11 protein-coding genes are annotated in these 17,081 nt (G+C 43.5%); 7 read left to right on the forward strand and 4 right to left on the reverse strand.

What is annotated here, in order from left to right; all coding sequences use genetic code 11:
- Positions 1–123: 123 nt before the first annotated feature.
- Positions 124–1,077 carry an aldo/keto reductase gene (locus tag FD17_RS12070; protein ID WP_057826432.1) on the reverse strand — a complete coding sequence of 318 codons (954 nt, stop codon included), beginning with the start codon at positions 1,075–1,077 and terminating at the stop codon, positions 124–126.
- Positions 1,078–1,192: 115 nt separating this feature from the next.
- Here FD17_RS12070 and FD17_RS12075 point away from each other — a divergent pair, with 115 nt between their 5' ends.
- Both FD17_RS12075 and FD17_RS12080 read left to right on the forward strand, forming a co-directional pair.
- Positions 1,193–1,804 carry a DedA family protein gene (locus FD17_RS12075; RefSeq protein ID WP_057826433.1) on the forward strand — a complete coding sequence of 204 codons (612 nt, stop codon included), beginning with the start codon at positions 1,193–1,195 and terminating at the stop codon, positions 1,802–1,804.
- A gap of 167 nt (positions 1,805–1,971) precedes the next feature.
- Positions 1,972–4,797 (forward strand): cation-translocating P-type ATPase, encoded by a 2,826-nt coding sequence (locus FD17_RS12080; RefSeq protein WP_057826434.1) that lies wholly within the window; start codon positions 1,972–1,974, stop codon positions 4,795–4,797.
- A 28-nt stretch (positions 4,798–4,825) separates the two neighbouring features.
- On the opposite strand, the gene greA is transcribed toward FD17_RS12080, so the two are convergent.
- Complete coding sequence (greA, locus tag FD17_RS12085; protein ID WP_057826435.1) at positions 4,826–5,293, reverse strand: transcription elongation factor GreA; 468 nt, start codon at positions 5,291–5,293, stop codon at positions 4,826–4,828.
- A 312-nt stretch (positions 5,294–5,605) separates the two neighbouring features.
- On the opposite strand from greA, the gene FD17_RS12090 reads away from it, so the two are divergent.
- Positions 5,606–5,956 carry an aggregation-promoting factor C-terminal-like domain-containing protein gene (locus tag FD17_RS12090; protein WP_057826436.1) on the forward strand — a complete coding sequence of 117 codons (351 nt, stop codon included), beginning with the start codon at positions 5,606–5,608 and terminating at the stop codon, positions 5,954–5,956.
- Positions 5,957–6,128: 172 nt separating this feature from the next.
- Entirely contained in the window at positions 6,129–7,433 is a 1,305-nt protein-coding gene (locus FD17_RS12095) for a nucleobase:cation symporter-2 family protein (protein ID WP_057826437.1), read from the forward strand.
- Between the two features lie 70 nt (positions 7,434–7,503).
- On the opposite strand, the gene FD17_RS12100 is transcribed toward FD17_RS12095, so the two are convergent.
- Positions 7,504–8,436, reverse strand: coding sequence for a LysR family transcriptional regulator (locus FD17_RS12100; protein WP_057826438.1), 933 nt, complete (start codon positions 8,434–8,436; stop codon positions 7,504–7,506).
- A gap of 354 nt (positions 8,437–8,790) precedes the next feature.
- Between FD17_RS12100 and FD17_RS12105 the strand changes: the two genes are divergently transcribed.
- A complete protein-coding gene (locus FD17_RS12105) occupies positions 8,791–11,118 on the forward strand; it encodes a glycoside hydrolase family 65 protein (protein ID WP_057826439.1) in 2,328 nt (775 codons plus the stop codon).
- A gap of 167 nt (positions 11,119–11,285) precedes the next feature.
- Entirely contained in the window at positions 11,286–11,768 is a 483-nt protein-coding gene (locus tag FD17_RS12110; RefSeq protein ID WP_057826440.1) for an arginine repressor, read from the forward strand.
- Between the two features lie 395 nt (positions 11,769–12,163).
- On the opposite strand, the gene FD17_RS12115 is transcribed toward FD17_RS12110, so the two are convergent.
- Positions 12,164–15,271 carry a YfhO family protein gene (locus FD17_RS12115; protein WP_057826441.1) on the reverse strand — a complete coding sequence of 1,036 codons (3,108 nt, stop codon included), beginning with the start codon at positions 15,269–15,271 and terminating at the stop codon, positions 12,164–12,166.
- A gap of 543 nt (positions 15,272–15,814) precedes the next feature.
- Between FD17_RS12115 and arcA the strand changes: the two genes are divergently transcribed.
- Positions 15,815–17,047, forward strand: coding sequence for an arginine deiminase (arcA, locus tag FD17_RS12120; protein ID WP_057826442.1), 1,233 nt, complete (start codon positions 15,815–15,817; stop codon positions 17,045–17,047).
- Positions 17,048–17,081 lie beyond the last annotated feature (34 nt).

The following is a 17,081-nucleotide window of genomic DNA, read 5'->3' on the forward strand; positions in this document are numbered from 1 at the left end:
TGCTTCGACAACCCTGATCGCTACACATAAGCGGGAAACGGTAATTAATGAACACAGACCGTTCACTAATCACCGTTTCCCGCTTATGCACCGCGATCACCCGGGTTTTGTCGCACTCTGGTTCTATGGCAAGTCATTTCCCGCTGCGAAGTACAGGTCATACCATTCCTGTTTGGTCAGGTCGACGTCTGCACCTGATGCGCTGTCCTTGATATGTTCTGGGTTCATTGTTCCCAGCAATACTTGGACATGGGCTGGATGTCTTAAAATCCAGGCTGTTGCGATGGCGTTCTTTGACACATCATACTTTTTGCCCAATTCTTCTAATTTATCATTTAACTTCTTATATTTTGGATCGTTAATGTACATACCGGCAAACAGGCCATAGTTGAATGGTGACCACGCTTGGATCGTCATATTCTTACGACGTGAGTATTCCATGATTCCACCATCATGCATGATGCTGCCATCATCGATCATATTAACGTGCATGCCTTCCGTTACCATACCGGAATGGACCACGTTGAATTGTAATTGATTGATCAGCAAACGTTGACTGATCCACGATTGGACCATTTCAACCTGTTGTGGATTGAAGTTTGAAACACCAAAGTGACGAACCTTTCCTTCGCGTTGCAATGTATCAAAGGCATCCGCAATGTCATCGGCTTCCATCAGTGGATCTGGACGGTGTAGCAAAAATGAGTCCAAGTAATCAATCCCCATCCGTTTCAAAATCCCGTCAACCGAGTCAATGAGATGTTGCTTTGAAAAGTCGTAACGGGCGCCGAATACCAAGCCATCATGACTTCGTGCCGGATCCAAAATAATGCCGCCTTTGGATTGAATGAACAATTGATCTCGTGAAATGTTTGAGGCGTTTAGAGCTTCTTTGAACTTTTTCTCAGATTCGCCACCACCATAGATATCAGCTGAGTCGATAAAATTAATGCCGGTATCCACTGCTGTTTCCAGTGTTTTGGCAGCGTCGGCAGTTTCCATGCCAGCCATACGCATGATGCCGAGTGCAACTGCAGATGCTTCGAAATTTGTATTACCAATCTTTACAGTTTTCATGAACATCCTCCTTCGTTAATTACCTTAATTATACGGCATCGGCTGCTCCTTTCCAAAGGTGATCGGCTGGAATATGTTATAATTCGGGTACTTACAAACGAAATGAGGAACCAATTTGAGTGAAAATACAATTATCGAATTGATTAATCAATACGGCTACCTCGGAATTGCTTTTTTGATCGCGATTGAGAACATTTTTCCGCCGATTCCTTCCGAGCTGGTCCTGGTATTTACGGGCTATCTAACTGTCACCAGCAAGATGACGATCTGGGGTTCGATTCTCGCAGCAACTTTCGGCGCACTAATTGGGGCGATTGCTCTTTATGGTGTGGGACGACTGCTGAGCGTCAAGCAAATTGAAAAATTAGTGTCTGGGCGAATGGGAAAAATCATTCGATTAAAGCCCGATGATATTGAAAAATCCGCGAGATACTTTAACAACCATGGCGGCAAAGCGATCTTGTTGGGGCGCTGTATTCCGGTGGTTCGGAGTTTAATTTCGATTCCGGCTGGAATGACAAATTTCCCCTTCAGCCGGTTCATATTACTAACAACTATTGGAACTTTGACTTGGAACACGGTTTTAATACTGGTTGGCCATTATGCCGGCCGGGCTTGGGGGCAAATCCTGGGCATCATTGATGAGTGGCTGATGGTCATTTTGGTGGTTGTAGTTGTAATTGTGGCCTGTTACTTATATTACAAATTTTCCAGAAAATCTGCATAGTATTTGAAAATGGACTGGCGATGAGCCGGTCTTTTTTATTTTTTCTAAACTTTTCCCAAATATTCCAATAATATCCACACAATCTTCACAAGTCTCATGTGGATATTTGTTATGCTTGATATAAGCAATGCACCACGAAAAAGAACCCCCACACGAGGAGGCCAGATATGAAATGGTATAGTTTGGAATCACCTGATATTTTAGAAAAGCTTGGTACAAGCCGGATCCACGGCTTAAATGATGAGCAGGCACGTCAGCGGATTGAAAAATATGGCTTAAACGAGTTGGCAAAAGAAGAGCGGGAACCAGCTTGGAAGATGCTGTTGAAAAGCTTTAAAGAACCATTGATTGTGATTTTGCTAATCGCAATCAGTTTGGCATTGGCAAGTGCCGCCTATGATTTTTTTATTAGTGGCGATCAAGGCCACGCAATGGCTTCTGTGTACGAAGCGGTTGCGATTGTTTTAATTGTGATTATCAACAGTGGGCTCACATTTCACCAGACCAGAAGTGCCCAAAAGTCATTAGATGCATTATCCGACATGCGTCAGCATCATATGAAAGTCCTTCGAAACGACAACTGGATATCTGTTTCAGCCAGTCACCTGGTTCCCGGTGATATTGTCAATGTGAAGTCCGGTGATTTTATCGAAGGTGATCTGCGTTGGCTTAAAACCGCCGAGCTTCAGATTGATGAATCGCATTTAACTGGGGAATCAGATGCTATTCAGAAGACAACTGATGTTATGCCTGAGGATACGGAACTGGGTGACCGGACTGACATGGGCTATTCAGGATCGATGGTCGTTAACGGCAACGGAATTGGCGTGGTTGTCGCTACTGGGATGGCTACCGAATTGGGTAAAATTTCCGGGTTGATGCAGTCGGTCGACAACCAGAAAACACCAATTGAAAAATCAGTCCATGGATTGAGCAAGAAGTTGATGATCATTGCTGCCGTGATTATCGCAATCACGATTGGCTATGATTTGGTTAAACAACTGATTCAGGTTGGCAGCATTTCTATGGATAGCATTGGCGGTATTTCAGCCACAGCGATTGCCATTGCCGTGGCCTCAATTCCCGACGCCATGCCGGTGGTTCTCTCAATTGTGCTGACGATAGGCGCGAAGATGATGGCGAGTCAAAAAGGATTGGTCAAATCATTAAGCAGTGTGGAGACATTGGGGTCCACGACCTATATTGCATCCGACAAGACTGGAACGCTGACCAAGAATGAAATGGCCGTCACCCGATTCCTCGCCAATGGCAAAGTGTATAACGTTGAGGGTAACGGCTATACACCAATTGGTGAATTTATTAGAGAGGATGGCCAGCCTACAGATTCTCGTGATTACCAACGATTTTTGGAAGTTGCCGTGTTGAATAACGAAGCTGAAATCAAGCCCGACGACAAGCAGAATTGGCGGCCATTTGGTAATCCAACCGACGTTTCATTGGTGGTCTTGGCAGCCAAGGAACACATTCAACGGGCCGATTTGTTAGCCGATAAAGGCGAGCGCGATATCGACATTGTCCGGATCTTCCCATTTGATAGTACCCGGAAGATGATGACGGTGGTCATTAAAGAAAACGGTCGGTATTACAGCCTGACCAAAGGGGCACCTGACGTCATCAAACCGCTGACAAAATTTGCCTTGATTCATGGGCAACAAGTGGTAATTGACCTAGCTGCTGAAAATATTGAGGAAGCCATGCTGACATTTGCCAATGACGCGTTGAGAACCATTTCAATTACTCAGCGTGAAATTACCAAAGAAGAAGCCTTGAACGCGTCAAGTACTGATCTAGAACGTGATTTAACCTTCCTTGGATTGGTCGGAATTATTGATCCGCCACGCGAAGAAGTGAAAGTAGCTGTGCACAAGTTGTCTCAGGCGGCGGTCAACGTAGTCATGATCACTGGCGATCATGCCATGACGGCTAAGGCGATTGCCAGACAATTGGGAATTATCCAATCAGATGACGCTCGGGTCATCACCGGCCGAGATTTGGAAACAATGTCTGATGCCCAATTGGCGGATGCTGTTTTGGACACCAGGGTGTACGCTCGCGTGACGCCCGAACACAAACAACGGATCATTAAACAGCTTCAGGAACATGACCAGGTTGTCGCCATGACCGGAGACGGGATCAACGATGCTCCGGCGTTAAAAGCGGCTGACATTGGGATTGCCATGGGGATTAACGGAACTGAAGTGACGAAAGATGCTGCCGACTTAATTTTACTGGATGATAAATTTACAACGATTGAAAAGTCCGTAGAATCCGGCAGAACCATTTTTGCCAATATTCTTAACTTTATGCGCCATGAATTGACCACCAATGTCGCCGAAGTGCTCTCACTTTTGCTGGGTGTATTCCTGATTACGTCCTCAATTGGAAATGTGACCGAAGTAACCCCAACCCTGACAGCTCTGATGGTCCTTTGGGTCAACATGGTGAGTGATTCACTGCCGTCATTTGCACTGGGGTATGACGAAGCCGAGTCGGATGTCATGAAGCAAAGGCCCCGTGATGCGCAAAAATCGATTTTGGCAGATGGCATGCTCCGGCGGGTATTGTTCCGCGGTGGAGTCATGGGGGCGATGGTTTTCCTGGCGTTTGTTTGGGCAGCAAGCCAGGGATTATCGGTGGCCCAAAGCCAGACAATTGCATTCTTAACTTTGGTATTTGGCCAGTTGTGGCACGTATATGATGCCAGAAGTGTAAAAACGCTGTTTGACAGAAATCCGTTTTCCAATTCGAGATTGACGTTGGCAGTAGCCTTTGCGGCGACTTCTTCCATATTAGTGACGCTGATTCCGTTCTTTAATAATGTCATGGGAACTGCGCCACTATCAATGACGATGTATCTGATCATTATCGTTGTTTCAGCAATTCCAACTTTCATCATCTCGGGAGTTAAGAAAATGATTTCGAATAAACGTGATTCAGGGTTGTCAGAATCACTTCAATTTGATAGAGAATAGATAAAAGGACTGGCATCTGCCAGTCCTTTTATACTTTGATTGAAATAATTTTAATTTTGTAGGTCAGCTGTGGTGCGGATACGGTTACCACATCACCGGAATGGTGATTCAATAACGCCGCACCGATTGGGGATGCAATTGAAATCTTGTTGTGATCGATGTCAACTTCGGGTGTGCCGACAATTTCGTAGGTGTCGGTTGAATGGTCATCCATGAATTCGAAAGTGACGGTTTTGCCGATTTCAACAGTGTCGTTGTCGGATGGGGTATAAACCTGGGCATATTGCAGTTGCTTGCGCAAAAAACGCAACCGGCTCTCCAAATGTCTCAGGTCTCGTTTGGCGGAGCTGTATTCGGCATTCTCGGACAGGTCGCCAAGTGCTCTGGCGTCCGCAAGATTTTTGATTTTAGCCGGCCGGGAATTTTCGAGTTCACGAATTTCTGCTTCAATTTTTTCATAACCATACTTGGTAATTTTATTAAAATGAGGTTCCATGGATTGTTCCTCCTGATGATTTCCAGTATACAACATGTCAGAATTATAGCCAATAAAACCAAATTCTTATGTAAATCAAGCAAATTTTGACTATTTTTACAAAAAAATATCGTTTTTGATAGGCAAAAATTGGCCCAAAATCAGATTTCAGAATGCTTTTATATAAGCGTTTGCTGATGATATGTTATGAGAATATTACTAAAACGGGTTTGGGTTTAACATGGTTGTAATTTTCTGGACACCTGCCTGTAAATAGCATGGAGTATATTCTTCAGTGTTGATTAAACACGAAACGAAAGGATATTATATTTCATGAGATTAAAGAAAATCATTATCGCATTAATGACTGCATTAACTTTCTATGGCACTATGAACGTTGCCGCATCCACTGAAATCGCTGAAGCTAAAACTACTCAAGTATATAAATCACATCTATCAAAGGCTAACCAAAAAGCCAAGAACTGGATCGCGTATCACGAATCACGCGGTTCATACCATGCCCGCAATGGTCGTTACATCGGCCGTTACCAATTAAGTGCTTCATACTTACATGGTAACTACTCAAAGGCAAACCAGGAAAAGACAGCTGATCATTACGTAAGTCAACGTTATGGTAGCTGGGTTAACGCCAAGCATCATTGGAAAGTATACGGCTGGTATTAAACAGCAGCTAAATTAAATAGAATGTTTAAAGTCGAAACGAAACGGGTTTCGGCTTTTTTATTCGGAATTTTTATGATTGTTAGCGTTATTATTCGGAAACTCCGTTGTTATTGCCAAAAATTCATGTTAATATATTATTATTGTTTAAAACACGAATAAAAGGGAGAACATCATGAATAATGTTTCTGTTTCAGGTGGTAAATCACCAGTTCGTAATGCAATTTTAGGTTTTCAACATCTTCTTGCTATGTATTCAGGCGATATCCTGGTTCCATTGTTGATTGGTGGGGCACTTGGATTCAACGCTACTCAGATGACTTATCTGGTTTCAATGGATATCTTTATGTGTGGGGTTGCCACATTGCTCCAGATCCGTCGGACACCAATCACAGGTATCGGCCTGCCGGTTGTTTTGGGATGTGCCGTTGAGTACGTTGCGCCGCTGCAGTCGATTGGTAAAAACTTCGGCCTGGGTTACATGTATGGTGGAATTATTGTCGCTGGGCTGTTTATCATCATTATTGCCAAGCCGTTTGCTCACATGCGGAAGTACTTCCCATTAGTTGTTACCGGTTCTTTGATTACTTTGATCGGTTTTACATTGATGCCAGTGGCATTCCAAAATATCGGTGGCGGGGATGCGACTGCCAAAGCATTTGGTAACCCAACTCACTTGTTCCTTGGATTCTTTACCGCATTGGTAATCGTTGTCCTCAACATTTGGGCAAAAGGGTTCCTCAAGCAGATTTCCATCTTAATTGGAATCCTGGTTGGCTCAATTGTTGCTGTTCTGATGGGAACCGTTAATTTTGCTGCTGTTGGTCAAGCTGACTGGGCTCAATTGCCTCAACTTTTCTACTTTGGAACTCCCAAGTTTGAATGGTCGTCAATTGCAACCCTGATTCTGGCTGCCTTTACTTGTATGATCGAATCAACCGGTGTGTATTTCGCCCTGAGTGATATCACCGGCCGTAAGCTGGAAGACCGCGACTTGGAACATGGTTACCGGTCAGAAGGGATTGCTGCCATTCTTGGTGGGATCTTTAACACATTCCCATATTCAACGTTCTCTCAAAACGTAGGAATTGTTCAATTATCAGGCATTAAAAAATTAACTCCAATCTATTACTCAGCCTTCATGCTGATGATCCTTGGCTTAATCCCCAAGTTTGGTGCCATTGCTACTTTAATCCCAGCCTCAGTGCTTGGTGGTGCGATGCTTGTCATGTTCGGGATGGTTGGCGCTCAGGGAATCAAAATGTTGTCACAGGTTGAATTAAACAACAAGAACTTGTTGATCATCGCGATTTCTATTGGATTTGGTTTAGGTGTTACCACTCAGCCTCATTTATTCCAATATCTACCAGCCACCGTTCAAGTTATCATGAGTAACGGAATGGTTGTCGGAAGTTTCACTGCGGTTATCTTGAACATTTTATTGAACCACACTTCTTTGAGCAAAAGAGTTGAAGAATAATTAAATAGGTGCAAAATAAAAGGTCAGCGAAATTAATCGCTGGCCTTTTTGTCGCTTGATATTTAGTTAATTAACGCTTTGGCACATACTCATCAACGTACTCAGAAATCAAGTTGAGCAAATCTGTCACTGGTTCGGACGTCTGCTTGTTCTTGATATATGAAATACCGAAGTTGGACGTGAGCACATCGGTTGGAATCTTAACGATATTGATGTGTTTCTGCTGTTCGTCGGTCAACCGACGTGGGTTGGCAAATGGTTCCGGTGTGATAATTGCACCCACATGTTCCAATGCAAGATCTGACGCCAAGTGCAGGTCGGGAACTTCAATGTTAATATCAGCTGAAACACCGATGTCATTTAAGAAGCTGGTAACTAATCGTTGATAGTTATCTTCTTGAGGGGTTCCGATAAAGTTTTCACCAGAAAGCTTGGTAAGATCAAGATCCTCGTAATTCAGAAATACTTTTCCTGGCTGATACAACTTGGAAGTCTCGGGGATGATTAAGACCAATGGCAACTGAGCGACTGGCTTGTATTCAACCTTGTGGCTTTGAAGTGCATGGCCAATGAAGAAGTCCAATGTTCCAGATAACAAACGCTTCTCAGCATCCCGACTGGTCATTCTGGTGATTTGGGCGTGGATGTTGGGGTACTTATTATAGAAGCGAACAAGTACCGGCTTGTAGAGGTCGTTAGTCACAACCTCATTAGAAGCGATTGTCAGGTGGCCGTACTTGAACTGTGACAAATGAGTCATTTCACGGTCAAGGTTGGCACGTAGTCGGTTTTCTTCTTGCAAGAAAGCCAGAAGTCGTTCGCCAGCGTAAGTCAGCTGAATCGGATGAGATGATCGATCGATTAATTTGACGCCAAAGTTCACTTCGGCATTCTTTATAACTCGACTGATATATGGCTGAGTTACAAACAAAGCTTGAGCGGCTTTGGACATGTTACCCTGTGCTTTAATTTCTTCAAGAAACGAAAGTAATTTGCTGTTCATAATTGTAATTCTCCTTTGAAGACCTCTCGCCTTTTAGTTTATCTTCTAACCAGATTATATGATATTCTAGTAATATATGCATGAATAGTGACTTCTTATTGTTATTATCCGACAAAAAAGCTACAACCAAGTATAGCAAATTCCAACTCGAGCAGTAAAGGACATGAACTTATTAACGCTCGTATTATATCAATCTTAATATTTGGTTAGGATAATTAACATTACTATTAGGTACTAGAACAAAAATGTCAGTATTCCGGTAACAAATCGTGACTTTTACCTGATCAATGGTAAAATAGCTTCATAACTTTGCATATTAAGCAAAAACAGTCTATCAGAAGGGGGTTCCATCTATTGAGAATTGAGCAATCGCCCGAATTTCAAATTCATTTGCAGACTTTGAGAAGTAAGGAACAGTTATTTCTTGAAACAATTTATAATGTTGGAAATGGTCACTTTGGTGTTCGTGATTCAAATCCACTGCAGGGAAACAGTCCTGACTTCATCGGTTCCCCCGGTTTATTCATTAACGGCTTTTTTGATTATAAGGCCGTCTCCTATGGCGAGAAATACCGGGGGTACCCGGATAACAACCAAGTGATCAATCGGCTATTTGACCCCCGATACATCCGAATCAAGGTGGGCGACGAGGATTCATTGAAGGACCACTTTCACGTTGAAAATATTGATAAAAACTTAGACATGCAGACCGGCTTACTGCATGAACTCTTTAGTGTGACAACACCAGACAACCGTAACTTTAATCTGGTTGTTGAAAGCTTTGCCAGCTTGAGCAAACCAAATGTATACGGCGTGCGGTATTCGATTATTCCAACCAATTTTTCTGATGAGATTGAAGTTATTAAGGTTCATGATTACATTAATCAAAAAGTTCATCATCAAGAAGATGACATTCGGGTTGCGGATGATCTGGGGCAAATGCAGCTGGACTTCATTCCTGATAATGGTCAACCCAGCTATTTGGTGACCACTTTTCGAAGCCAGCAAGGCATTATTTTAACGTATAAAGCCAATGAGAACTTTGCGCCAAATCCGAAAATTGAGTATTTTAAAGATGCTAATAATCATTACGGATATCGTAGTAAATACTTTGCCAAACCAGGGAGCTCCAAGGATTTTGAGTTTCTATTTGCCATTGGCGATATTCATCCATTGGTTAACGCAAATATGTATTCTGATCAATATTTGTCATCTCTGGATAATTACATTCTCGATACAACCTTCAAGTCTGAACTGATGGCGTCTGCTCAGGTATGGCAGACATTCTGGCTTCACAGTGATGTTTCGATTGACGGTGATCCGGCTTTACAGCTGTGCGTTCGGTTTAATTTATTTGAGCTGAACCAATCTGCCGGCCGGGACGAACAGACTGGCATTCCTGCAAAAGGTCTGACCGGTAACGGATATGGCGGGCATTTCTTCTGGGATACCGAGATTTTCATGCTGCCGTTCTTCACTTATACCCAGCCAAAAATTGCCAAGGATCTCTTGATGTTTAGATACCACACGCTTCAAATTGCCAAGGAGCAGGCCAGTGATTTTGGCTTGGGGAAGGGTGCCATGTATCCTTGGCGGACAATCAACGGATACGAGTCCAGTGCCTATTGGTTGGCCGGCCAAGCCCAATTCCACATCAACGCCGACATTGCTTTTGCGATTGAACAATATTATGAAATTACCAGCGATGAGAGCTTTATTCGCAATTATGGATTTGAAATTATTCTCGAAACGGCAAGATTTTGGATGGAGTATGGTAATTACGCCGAATTGGGCGGTAAACGTCAGTTTGTTCTTAACCGCGTAACCGGACCTGACGAGTACAGTGCTTTGGTGGATAATAACTATTACACCAATGTTTTGGCTCAAAGCAACCTGCGTCTGGCCGTTAAATACGCCCGTAAATTCAAAGGCGATGACGGCATGCTCAGCCGATTAAACGTCACGGCTCCTGAAATTAAGGAAATGGAAGCCGCAGCTAACGCGATGTACCTGCCTTATGATAAGAAACGAAACGTCAAGCTCCAATTCCAAAACTTTGAACAGCTGCCAAAGATGGACATTGCTTCAATTGATCAAAGTATGTTCCCACTACTACTGCACTATCATCCACTGATGCTGTATCGGCACCAGGTTAACAAGCAGGCAGATACCGTGATGGTTGATTTCATGTTCCCACAAGGCAATACCCTGGATCAGCTGAAAGCCGACTATGAGTTCTATGAACCGATTACAACCCACGATTCCAGCCTCTCTAAGGCGATCTATGCCATTATTGCAGCCCGAATCGGTAAAGACCAGCAAGCCTACGATTTCTTCTCACAGGCCGTCCAAACTGATTTAATGGATGTCCACCACAATACTAAAAACGGTATTCATGCAGGTAGTTTGGGTGCTGCATGGGAAGGCATCATGTATGGGTTTGCGGGTATCGTCAATAACGCTACCAGCTTCAGTCTGAAGCCTCATTTGCCAACAACGTGGAACTGCCTCAAATTTAAGGTCCATCTGTATGGCAGTGAGTTTAAATTTACAATTTATCAAGATTCTGTCGAAGTTGAACTGCTCAGCGGAAAGGGTGCCGATATCAGCGTCTATGACGATAAGAAACATCTGACACCCAAGAATGCGAAGGAAACATGGACTTACTCCAATCAATTCTGAAGAAAGTATGAAATAATGACGACTTTTTTGGAAAATAGGCGAACTTTGGTTTATCATTTGTTATGATAGTGTTATGCAAATTCATCGTTAGTTATTGAATATTTAAACAAGCCTCGGACCATTTTGGGCTAGTCAATTTATCAGACGTGAAAGGGATGCACTTTATAATGAAGAAGGAAGCTCGCCAATCCAAAATTGAGCAGATCATCAATCAATATACAATCACAACGCAGGACGAACTTATGGAGAAGTTAAAGGTTGCCGGCATCAATGTCACCCAGGCAACGCTGTCAAGAGATATCCGCGAGATGCAGATTGTCAAACAACCGGACAGCTCAGGAAATTCTCGTTACATGATTTTCAAGTCAGGTAATCAAAATGAAATTGAGCGCATGTATCGGATGATCAACGGCACGGTAACTGATATTCGTCAGATTCAATTTGTAAATGTGATTCATACCCAACCAAGTTACGCCAACCCGTTGGCGGCGGTCATTGATGACCTCCACATGGAAAATGTGTCGGGAACGTTGGCAGGGTACGACACAATCGTAACCTTCAGCCCATCGGTGGAAGCTGCTGTTGAAATTAATGATTTATTTACGAAGCATGCCAATCCGGATTTGTTGGTGTCGAGTATCAAAGAGTGAGCGACGAGCAACGGGTGATGCGGTAATATAAGCCCCCAGAATTAAAATCCCGAACTTGGATTTAAATTCTGGGGGCTTATATTGTTAGCATCAGTTGCGTCGCCGAGTAGGCTAGGCAGGCTATCGCCGGCCGTCGGAGCTGCAGCAGTCATACACTAAGTTAAAGCAGAGTTGTATCGCCATGTAGACTAGGGGTATCACCGGTTACATTGCATTCAGGGTTAAGCAGGCTGTCATCGGAGCTGTCCTCAAAGGCATCAGCCATACACGAAGTTAATGGCGCGATCAACCATGGCCACCAAGCAAACCACAAAAACAAGGAGCTTCAACACGGACAAACACCCAGTTGAAGCTCCTTTTATCATACATAATATTTTGTATCCGACTAATTTAGTTTAATGTTTCCTACCAAACTTCCGATAAACAAACCGACCAAATTCGAACAGAGCAAATATTGCCATCCATGCCAAGCCGATGATACTCAACTTAATTCCCCAAGATAACCCGGGAGTTTGGTATGTCAGCTTGATAAAATGTCTACCAACTGGAATTCTGGCACCAACAAATCCCTTGTTGACCTTGAAGACGTCACCGGGTTGGCCGTCAATTTTGAGATGCCAGCCTGATGAATAAGGGATGGAGGTTGTCAGAACCCGGGTCCGTTCAGTTGCGTCAGTGTATCCGGAAACTGAGTTGTGTGTTACCTTCTGATTGGTTAAGCCGGCCTTTTGCAAGCTATGGATCTGCTTGTCGTAGTTCTTGTTAAATGGAACGGCCATTAATTTCACGCTCTTAAACCGCAGCTGTTTGACCCCTTTGAAATGAATCGTGAATGCCCGTCGGACCTTGCTTGAGTAGCCAAGATTCAAAACAATGTGCTGTCGGTCTTCATAATCCGAAAGGTTATTAATTGGGAGCTGACGAATAAAGTTAAAGCTGTCGGTTGATTGAGCCCACAAAGTGTAGGCACCAAGATCAGGATACTGCAGAGCCTTTCTGAATCTGTTGATCTTTTGCAGCTTGGAGACTGGCTGACCATCAATGATCGAATCAGCAGTTAATGTATTCAATCGATCCATAGTGGTGTGGCGAGTTCTTGAAACACCATTAATGACCAGATACAGTTCACTGTTCTTGTATTTCTCAGGATTGTCGATGTTGAGCTTGTACGATAAGTGTCGGCCCTGGGCATCGTTGTCCATCAAATGGAGGCCGTTTGCGTTTTCGGCTTTGTTTTGTTCGATAACTTTGACGTTTTTGGCGAGAACATTTTGCAGCGGCTTGCTATTTGGATGGATCCCCGTGGCTTTCCGCCATACGTTGACCTTGTTTGCCGGAATGCGGGTCTTGAAATCTTTAGCAGCCTGACGATATCGACCGTTTGGTGAAATTCGCATCCGATCCAGAATTGCTTTCATCGGCGTATCGACAATGTGCTGATCAAAGACTTGGGTCGTGTAGCTCACCGGTTTGACCGGATTGCTTGGTTGGGTTAGCGAAACACCATCAACCGGTTTGCTGACGACGGCGCCCTTTAGCAATGCCTGTTCTCGCTGCAACTTCGACATGTTATCGTAATTCACATCAGATAGGACATGAACTTGTGTGTAAGCCAACGGTAGCGATAGATCCGACTTGAGCAAAATGGTTCCGGAATGATTGCTTAAGCCGCTGACCGGTTGTTCAGGATAATCCAAGATGTTTCCTGCTTTATTTCTGACAAAGTGGAAACCATAAGGAATTGTCTGTGGATTCTTAAGGATATCGGTTTTAGCAAAGATATATTTAACCCCGAGTAAATTCAGAAGGGTGGTTCGACCGTCACCTTCGCCGATCACTGAGTTGACAACGGCGCGGGCATCGCCAAGTGATCGGGTAAACTTAAAGACATTTCCATTTTGAATGGAATAATAAGCCCCCAAGTCATGCGTGCCGAGGACCATTGGGATGTTGTTGCCGGCGGTTTTGTGGGAATAGTAATTACTGATAGTTGATGTCCGGTAAAAGTCGCCATGCTTTGGAAGCGCCTCTTGGGCACCGTCGTAGTACTTCCTCAGCCACTGGGTTGCGGTGCCGGTTACCAGGTTTGACTTAATGTTTCGACTGCTGTTGGGACTGAACCAACCCTGACCGGCACTGATGGTGCTGATCAAAATCATCCCGGTTAAAATCCAGCCGGTATGTTTCGGTGAAATTTTGAGAGTCGTCTGGCAGACAATTAATAGTAAGAAACTTAATAGGATCCCGTATGATATCAAATCATTTTGGGGGATGTTCAGCGTGAATCCCTTGGTTATCCAGACCAGGACAATCAGACTGAAGCTGGCAACAATCAGCCAGGTAATGTCACTTCTGGTTAGCTTTGGCATTTCATCGACAAAGATCATGGTTGCCAAGCACATCGGCAGAACAATCAGGAACAGCCAACGGTTGGATGGTGTCGACATGGCGTTTGCGATGGCACTGAACTGTGGGAATAGCAACGCAACGATGGTCAGGGTGATAATGAAAGCCAACGCCCGGAATTTCTTGAAATGTTTCAGGATATAAACCGCAGCTAAAAATGTCAGTCCACAGGAATTTAGTACCAGCCAGTAGTCCTTGGTCGTGGTGCTGGTGATGATCTGGTCAGGCAATGAAAGATAATACTTGATTGGATATAGCAGCAGACCGTTGGCAAACTTGGCATGATAGGCAATTCGAGTTGATTGCAGAACGGTTAGGATTGTCGGCAATAGGACAACGCTGGCGGTCAGCAGGCCGCTGAAAATGGCCTGGGCCAGGCAGTAAAGGGTCTTGACCGGCTGAATTTGATCGGGATGCTTGTGGCGAATCGATACCCACCGGGTGACCAAATAAACGAGAGATCCAATGGCAAGCATATAAGCAAAGTAGAAGTTGCTGATTAAAGCAAGTGAAACGGAAATTGCCAATGGCAGCCAACTGCCCCTATGTAAGACTTTCTCAATTCCCATGGCCAATAATGGGAACAAAATCATTGGCAGGATGAAGAATGGGTGGTGCATTGAGACATAGAAGTTATATCCGGAAAATGTGTAAATAATTGTTCCGATTAACCTGCTGTGGGTACTTAGATGCAGTTCATTGGCCCATGCGAGAAACGAGAGACCAACACAGTAAAGCCGCACTAAAATTAACAGCTGAAAGCCCAGTTCCAATTTGGATGCTGGGAATAAAGCGATCAGATAACTGAACGGATCACCCACAACATAAAATGCGAAAGTTGTCAGCTGATCCGCTCCCGCGCCAAGGTTCCACGACCAACCCGTTAAGGACTGGTGAGCAGTTCCTTGAAGGATTCGCTGGAATTGCGCCAGGATTGGAAAATGCTGGGCAATCCCATCGATATTCCAAATGAGTGTTTTACCTGCCAGCCAGGGAATCGTGTAGGTGGCGAGGCAGACGATCGCAAATGCAATTGAATAAATGATATAAGATCGAAGCTTATAAGACTTCTTACGAGAATCAATTCTCGGTTCCATTGAGATTACCCCCTAATACATACCCCATTTTGCCCGTATCTGCGTCGATAGACAAGGGGCTTCACTGATTTTTAACTTTTGTAACATAGTTCTCTTGCTTCTGAAATAATGTGCATGAACATTCATTTCGTGTTTTTAGAGAGCTAGGTAAAACGCTTTTACTGACAATGTTTTGGTGGATTGATGATTTTTAAAGATGAATTTTCTTTAACCAAAGTATGAATATTTTATGAAGTGACAAAATATTTATACCAAACAGATGAGAACAAAAGATGAATATTGTGAAGAAACTGTTATAATTAGTGCATTCATAATTCTAATCAAATTGTTATGTTCTCATTTAAACATTTTGTTTTGTATAATTAACCGAAAGAACCGCTTTGTGAAGGGAATAATTAGCAGGAACTTTCAAAATATGTAAACGCAATCATTTTGGTTATTAATTGTGTTAGTTTTTTCACGTTTGTAATGTCGAAAAACAAACGGTAGCGTTTTCAAAAGGGGTTATGATGTATTTGTATTAAGGGAAGAGGAGGTAACAAAATGACAAGTCCAATTCATGTAACATCCGAAATCGGTAAGTTAAAAACAGTTTTGCTGAAACGTCCGGGTAGAGAAATTGAAAACTTTACACCTGACATGATGCCCCGGTTGTTATTCGATGACATTCCATATTTGCCAATTGCCCAGAAGGAACATGATTACTTTGCCGATACTTTACGAGACAACGGTGTCGAAGTATTGTATCTTGAAAAATTAGCTGCTGAAGCTTTAGACGCTGGTGGCGACAAAGTACGTGACGACTTCTTGGAGCAAATGTTGACCGAATCCGGATATGCAGCAGGAACCATTCATGATGCATTGAAAGAATATCTCGACAGTATGAACAATCAAGACATGGTCAACAAGATCATGGAAGGAATCCGTAAGAACGAAGTTGATTTTGTACCAACAGACTTGGTAAGTGCTGCTGAAACAGAAGGCTATGAGTTCTACATGGATCCAATGCCTAACCTATACTTCACCCGTGACCCTTCGGCAAGTATTGGTGAAGGATTAAGCATTAATCACATGACATTCCCTGCAAGACAACGTGAATCACTGTTCAACGAAATCGTGATCAAGTATCACCCACGTTTTGCCAACAAAGGCGTTCATGTATGGCGTGACCGAAACCACGATACACGTATCGAAGGTGGAGACGAATTAGTCTTGAACGATCACGTAATGGCAATCGGTGTTTCTCAACGGACATCTGCCGATGCTATCCAAGATATTGCTAAGAGCTTATTTAAAGAAGGTCATTTTGACACTGTTATCGCCATCAAGATTCCGCATAACCATGCGATGATGCATTTGGATACTGTGTTCACAATGATTAATTACGATCAATTCACTGTTCATCCAGGAATTTTAGGCGAAGGCGGCCACATCGATACTTGGACAATCACACCAGGTAAGAATGGCGAACTCAACTTGGACCACAGAACAGACCTCAAACAAGTGTTGAAGGATGCGCTCAAGTTGGACGACTTGGACCTGATTCCAACTGGTAACGGAGATCCAATCATCGCCGGCCGTGAGCAATGGAACGATGGATCAAACACATTGGCGATCGCCCCTGGTGTCGTAGTTACCTACAATAGAAACTACGTATCAAACGATTTGCTTAGAAAACACGGACTCAAAGTGCTCGAAGTTATCTCAAGTGAGTTGTCAAGAGGACGTGGGGGTCCACGTTGCATGAGCTGCCCTATTGTGAGGGAGGATATCTAGAACAGAGATAATATGAAGTGACCCCCTAAGTTGT

This window comes from Lentilactobacillus sunkii DSM 19904, assembly GCF_001435575.1.
GTDB lineage: Bacteria > Bacillota > Bacilli > Lactobacillales > Lactobacillaceae > Lentilactobacillus > Lentilactobacillus sunkii.

Coding starts and splice junctions, on each gene's coding strand:
- FD17_RS12115 (WP_057826441.1), bottom strand. CDS start 15,271: ATGGAACCGAGAATTGATTCTCGTAAGAAGTCTTATAAGCTTCGATCT.
- arcA (WP_057826442.1), top strand. CDS start 15,815: ATGACAAGTCCAATTCATGTAACATCCGAAATCGGTAAGTTAAAAACA.
- FD17_RS12095 (WP_057826437.1), top strand. CDS start 6,129: ATGAATAATGTTTCTGTTTCAGGTGGTAAATCACCAGTTCGTAATGCA.
- FD17_RS12090 (WP_057826436.1), top strand. CDS start 5,606: ATGAGATTAAAGAAAATCATTATCGCATTAATGACTGCATTAACTTTC.
- FD17_RS12100 (WP_057826438.1), bottom strand. CDS start 8,436: ATGAACAGCAAATTACTTTCGTTTCTTGAAGAAATTAAAGCACAGGGT.
- FD17_RS12070 (WP_057826432.1), bottom strand. CDS start 1,077: ATGAAAACTGTAAAGATTGGTAATACAAATTTCGAAGCATCTGCAGTT.
- greA (WP_057826435.1), bottom strand. CDS start 5,293: ATGGAACCTCATTTTAATAAAATTACCAAGTATGGTTATGAAAAAATT.
- FD17_RS12080 (WP_057826434.1), top strand. CDS start 1,972: ATGAAATGGTATAGTTTGGAATCACCTGATATTTTAGAAAAGCTTGGT.
- FD17_RS12110 (WP_057826440.1), top strand. CDS start 11,286: ATGAAGAAGGAAGCTCGCCAATCCAAAATTGAGCAGATCATCAATCAA.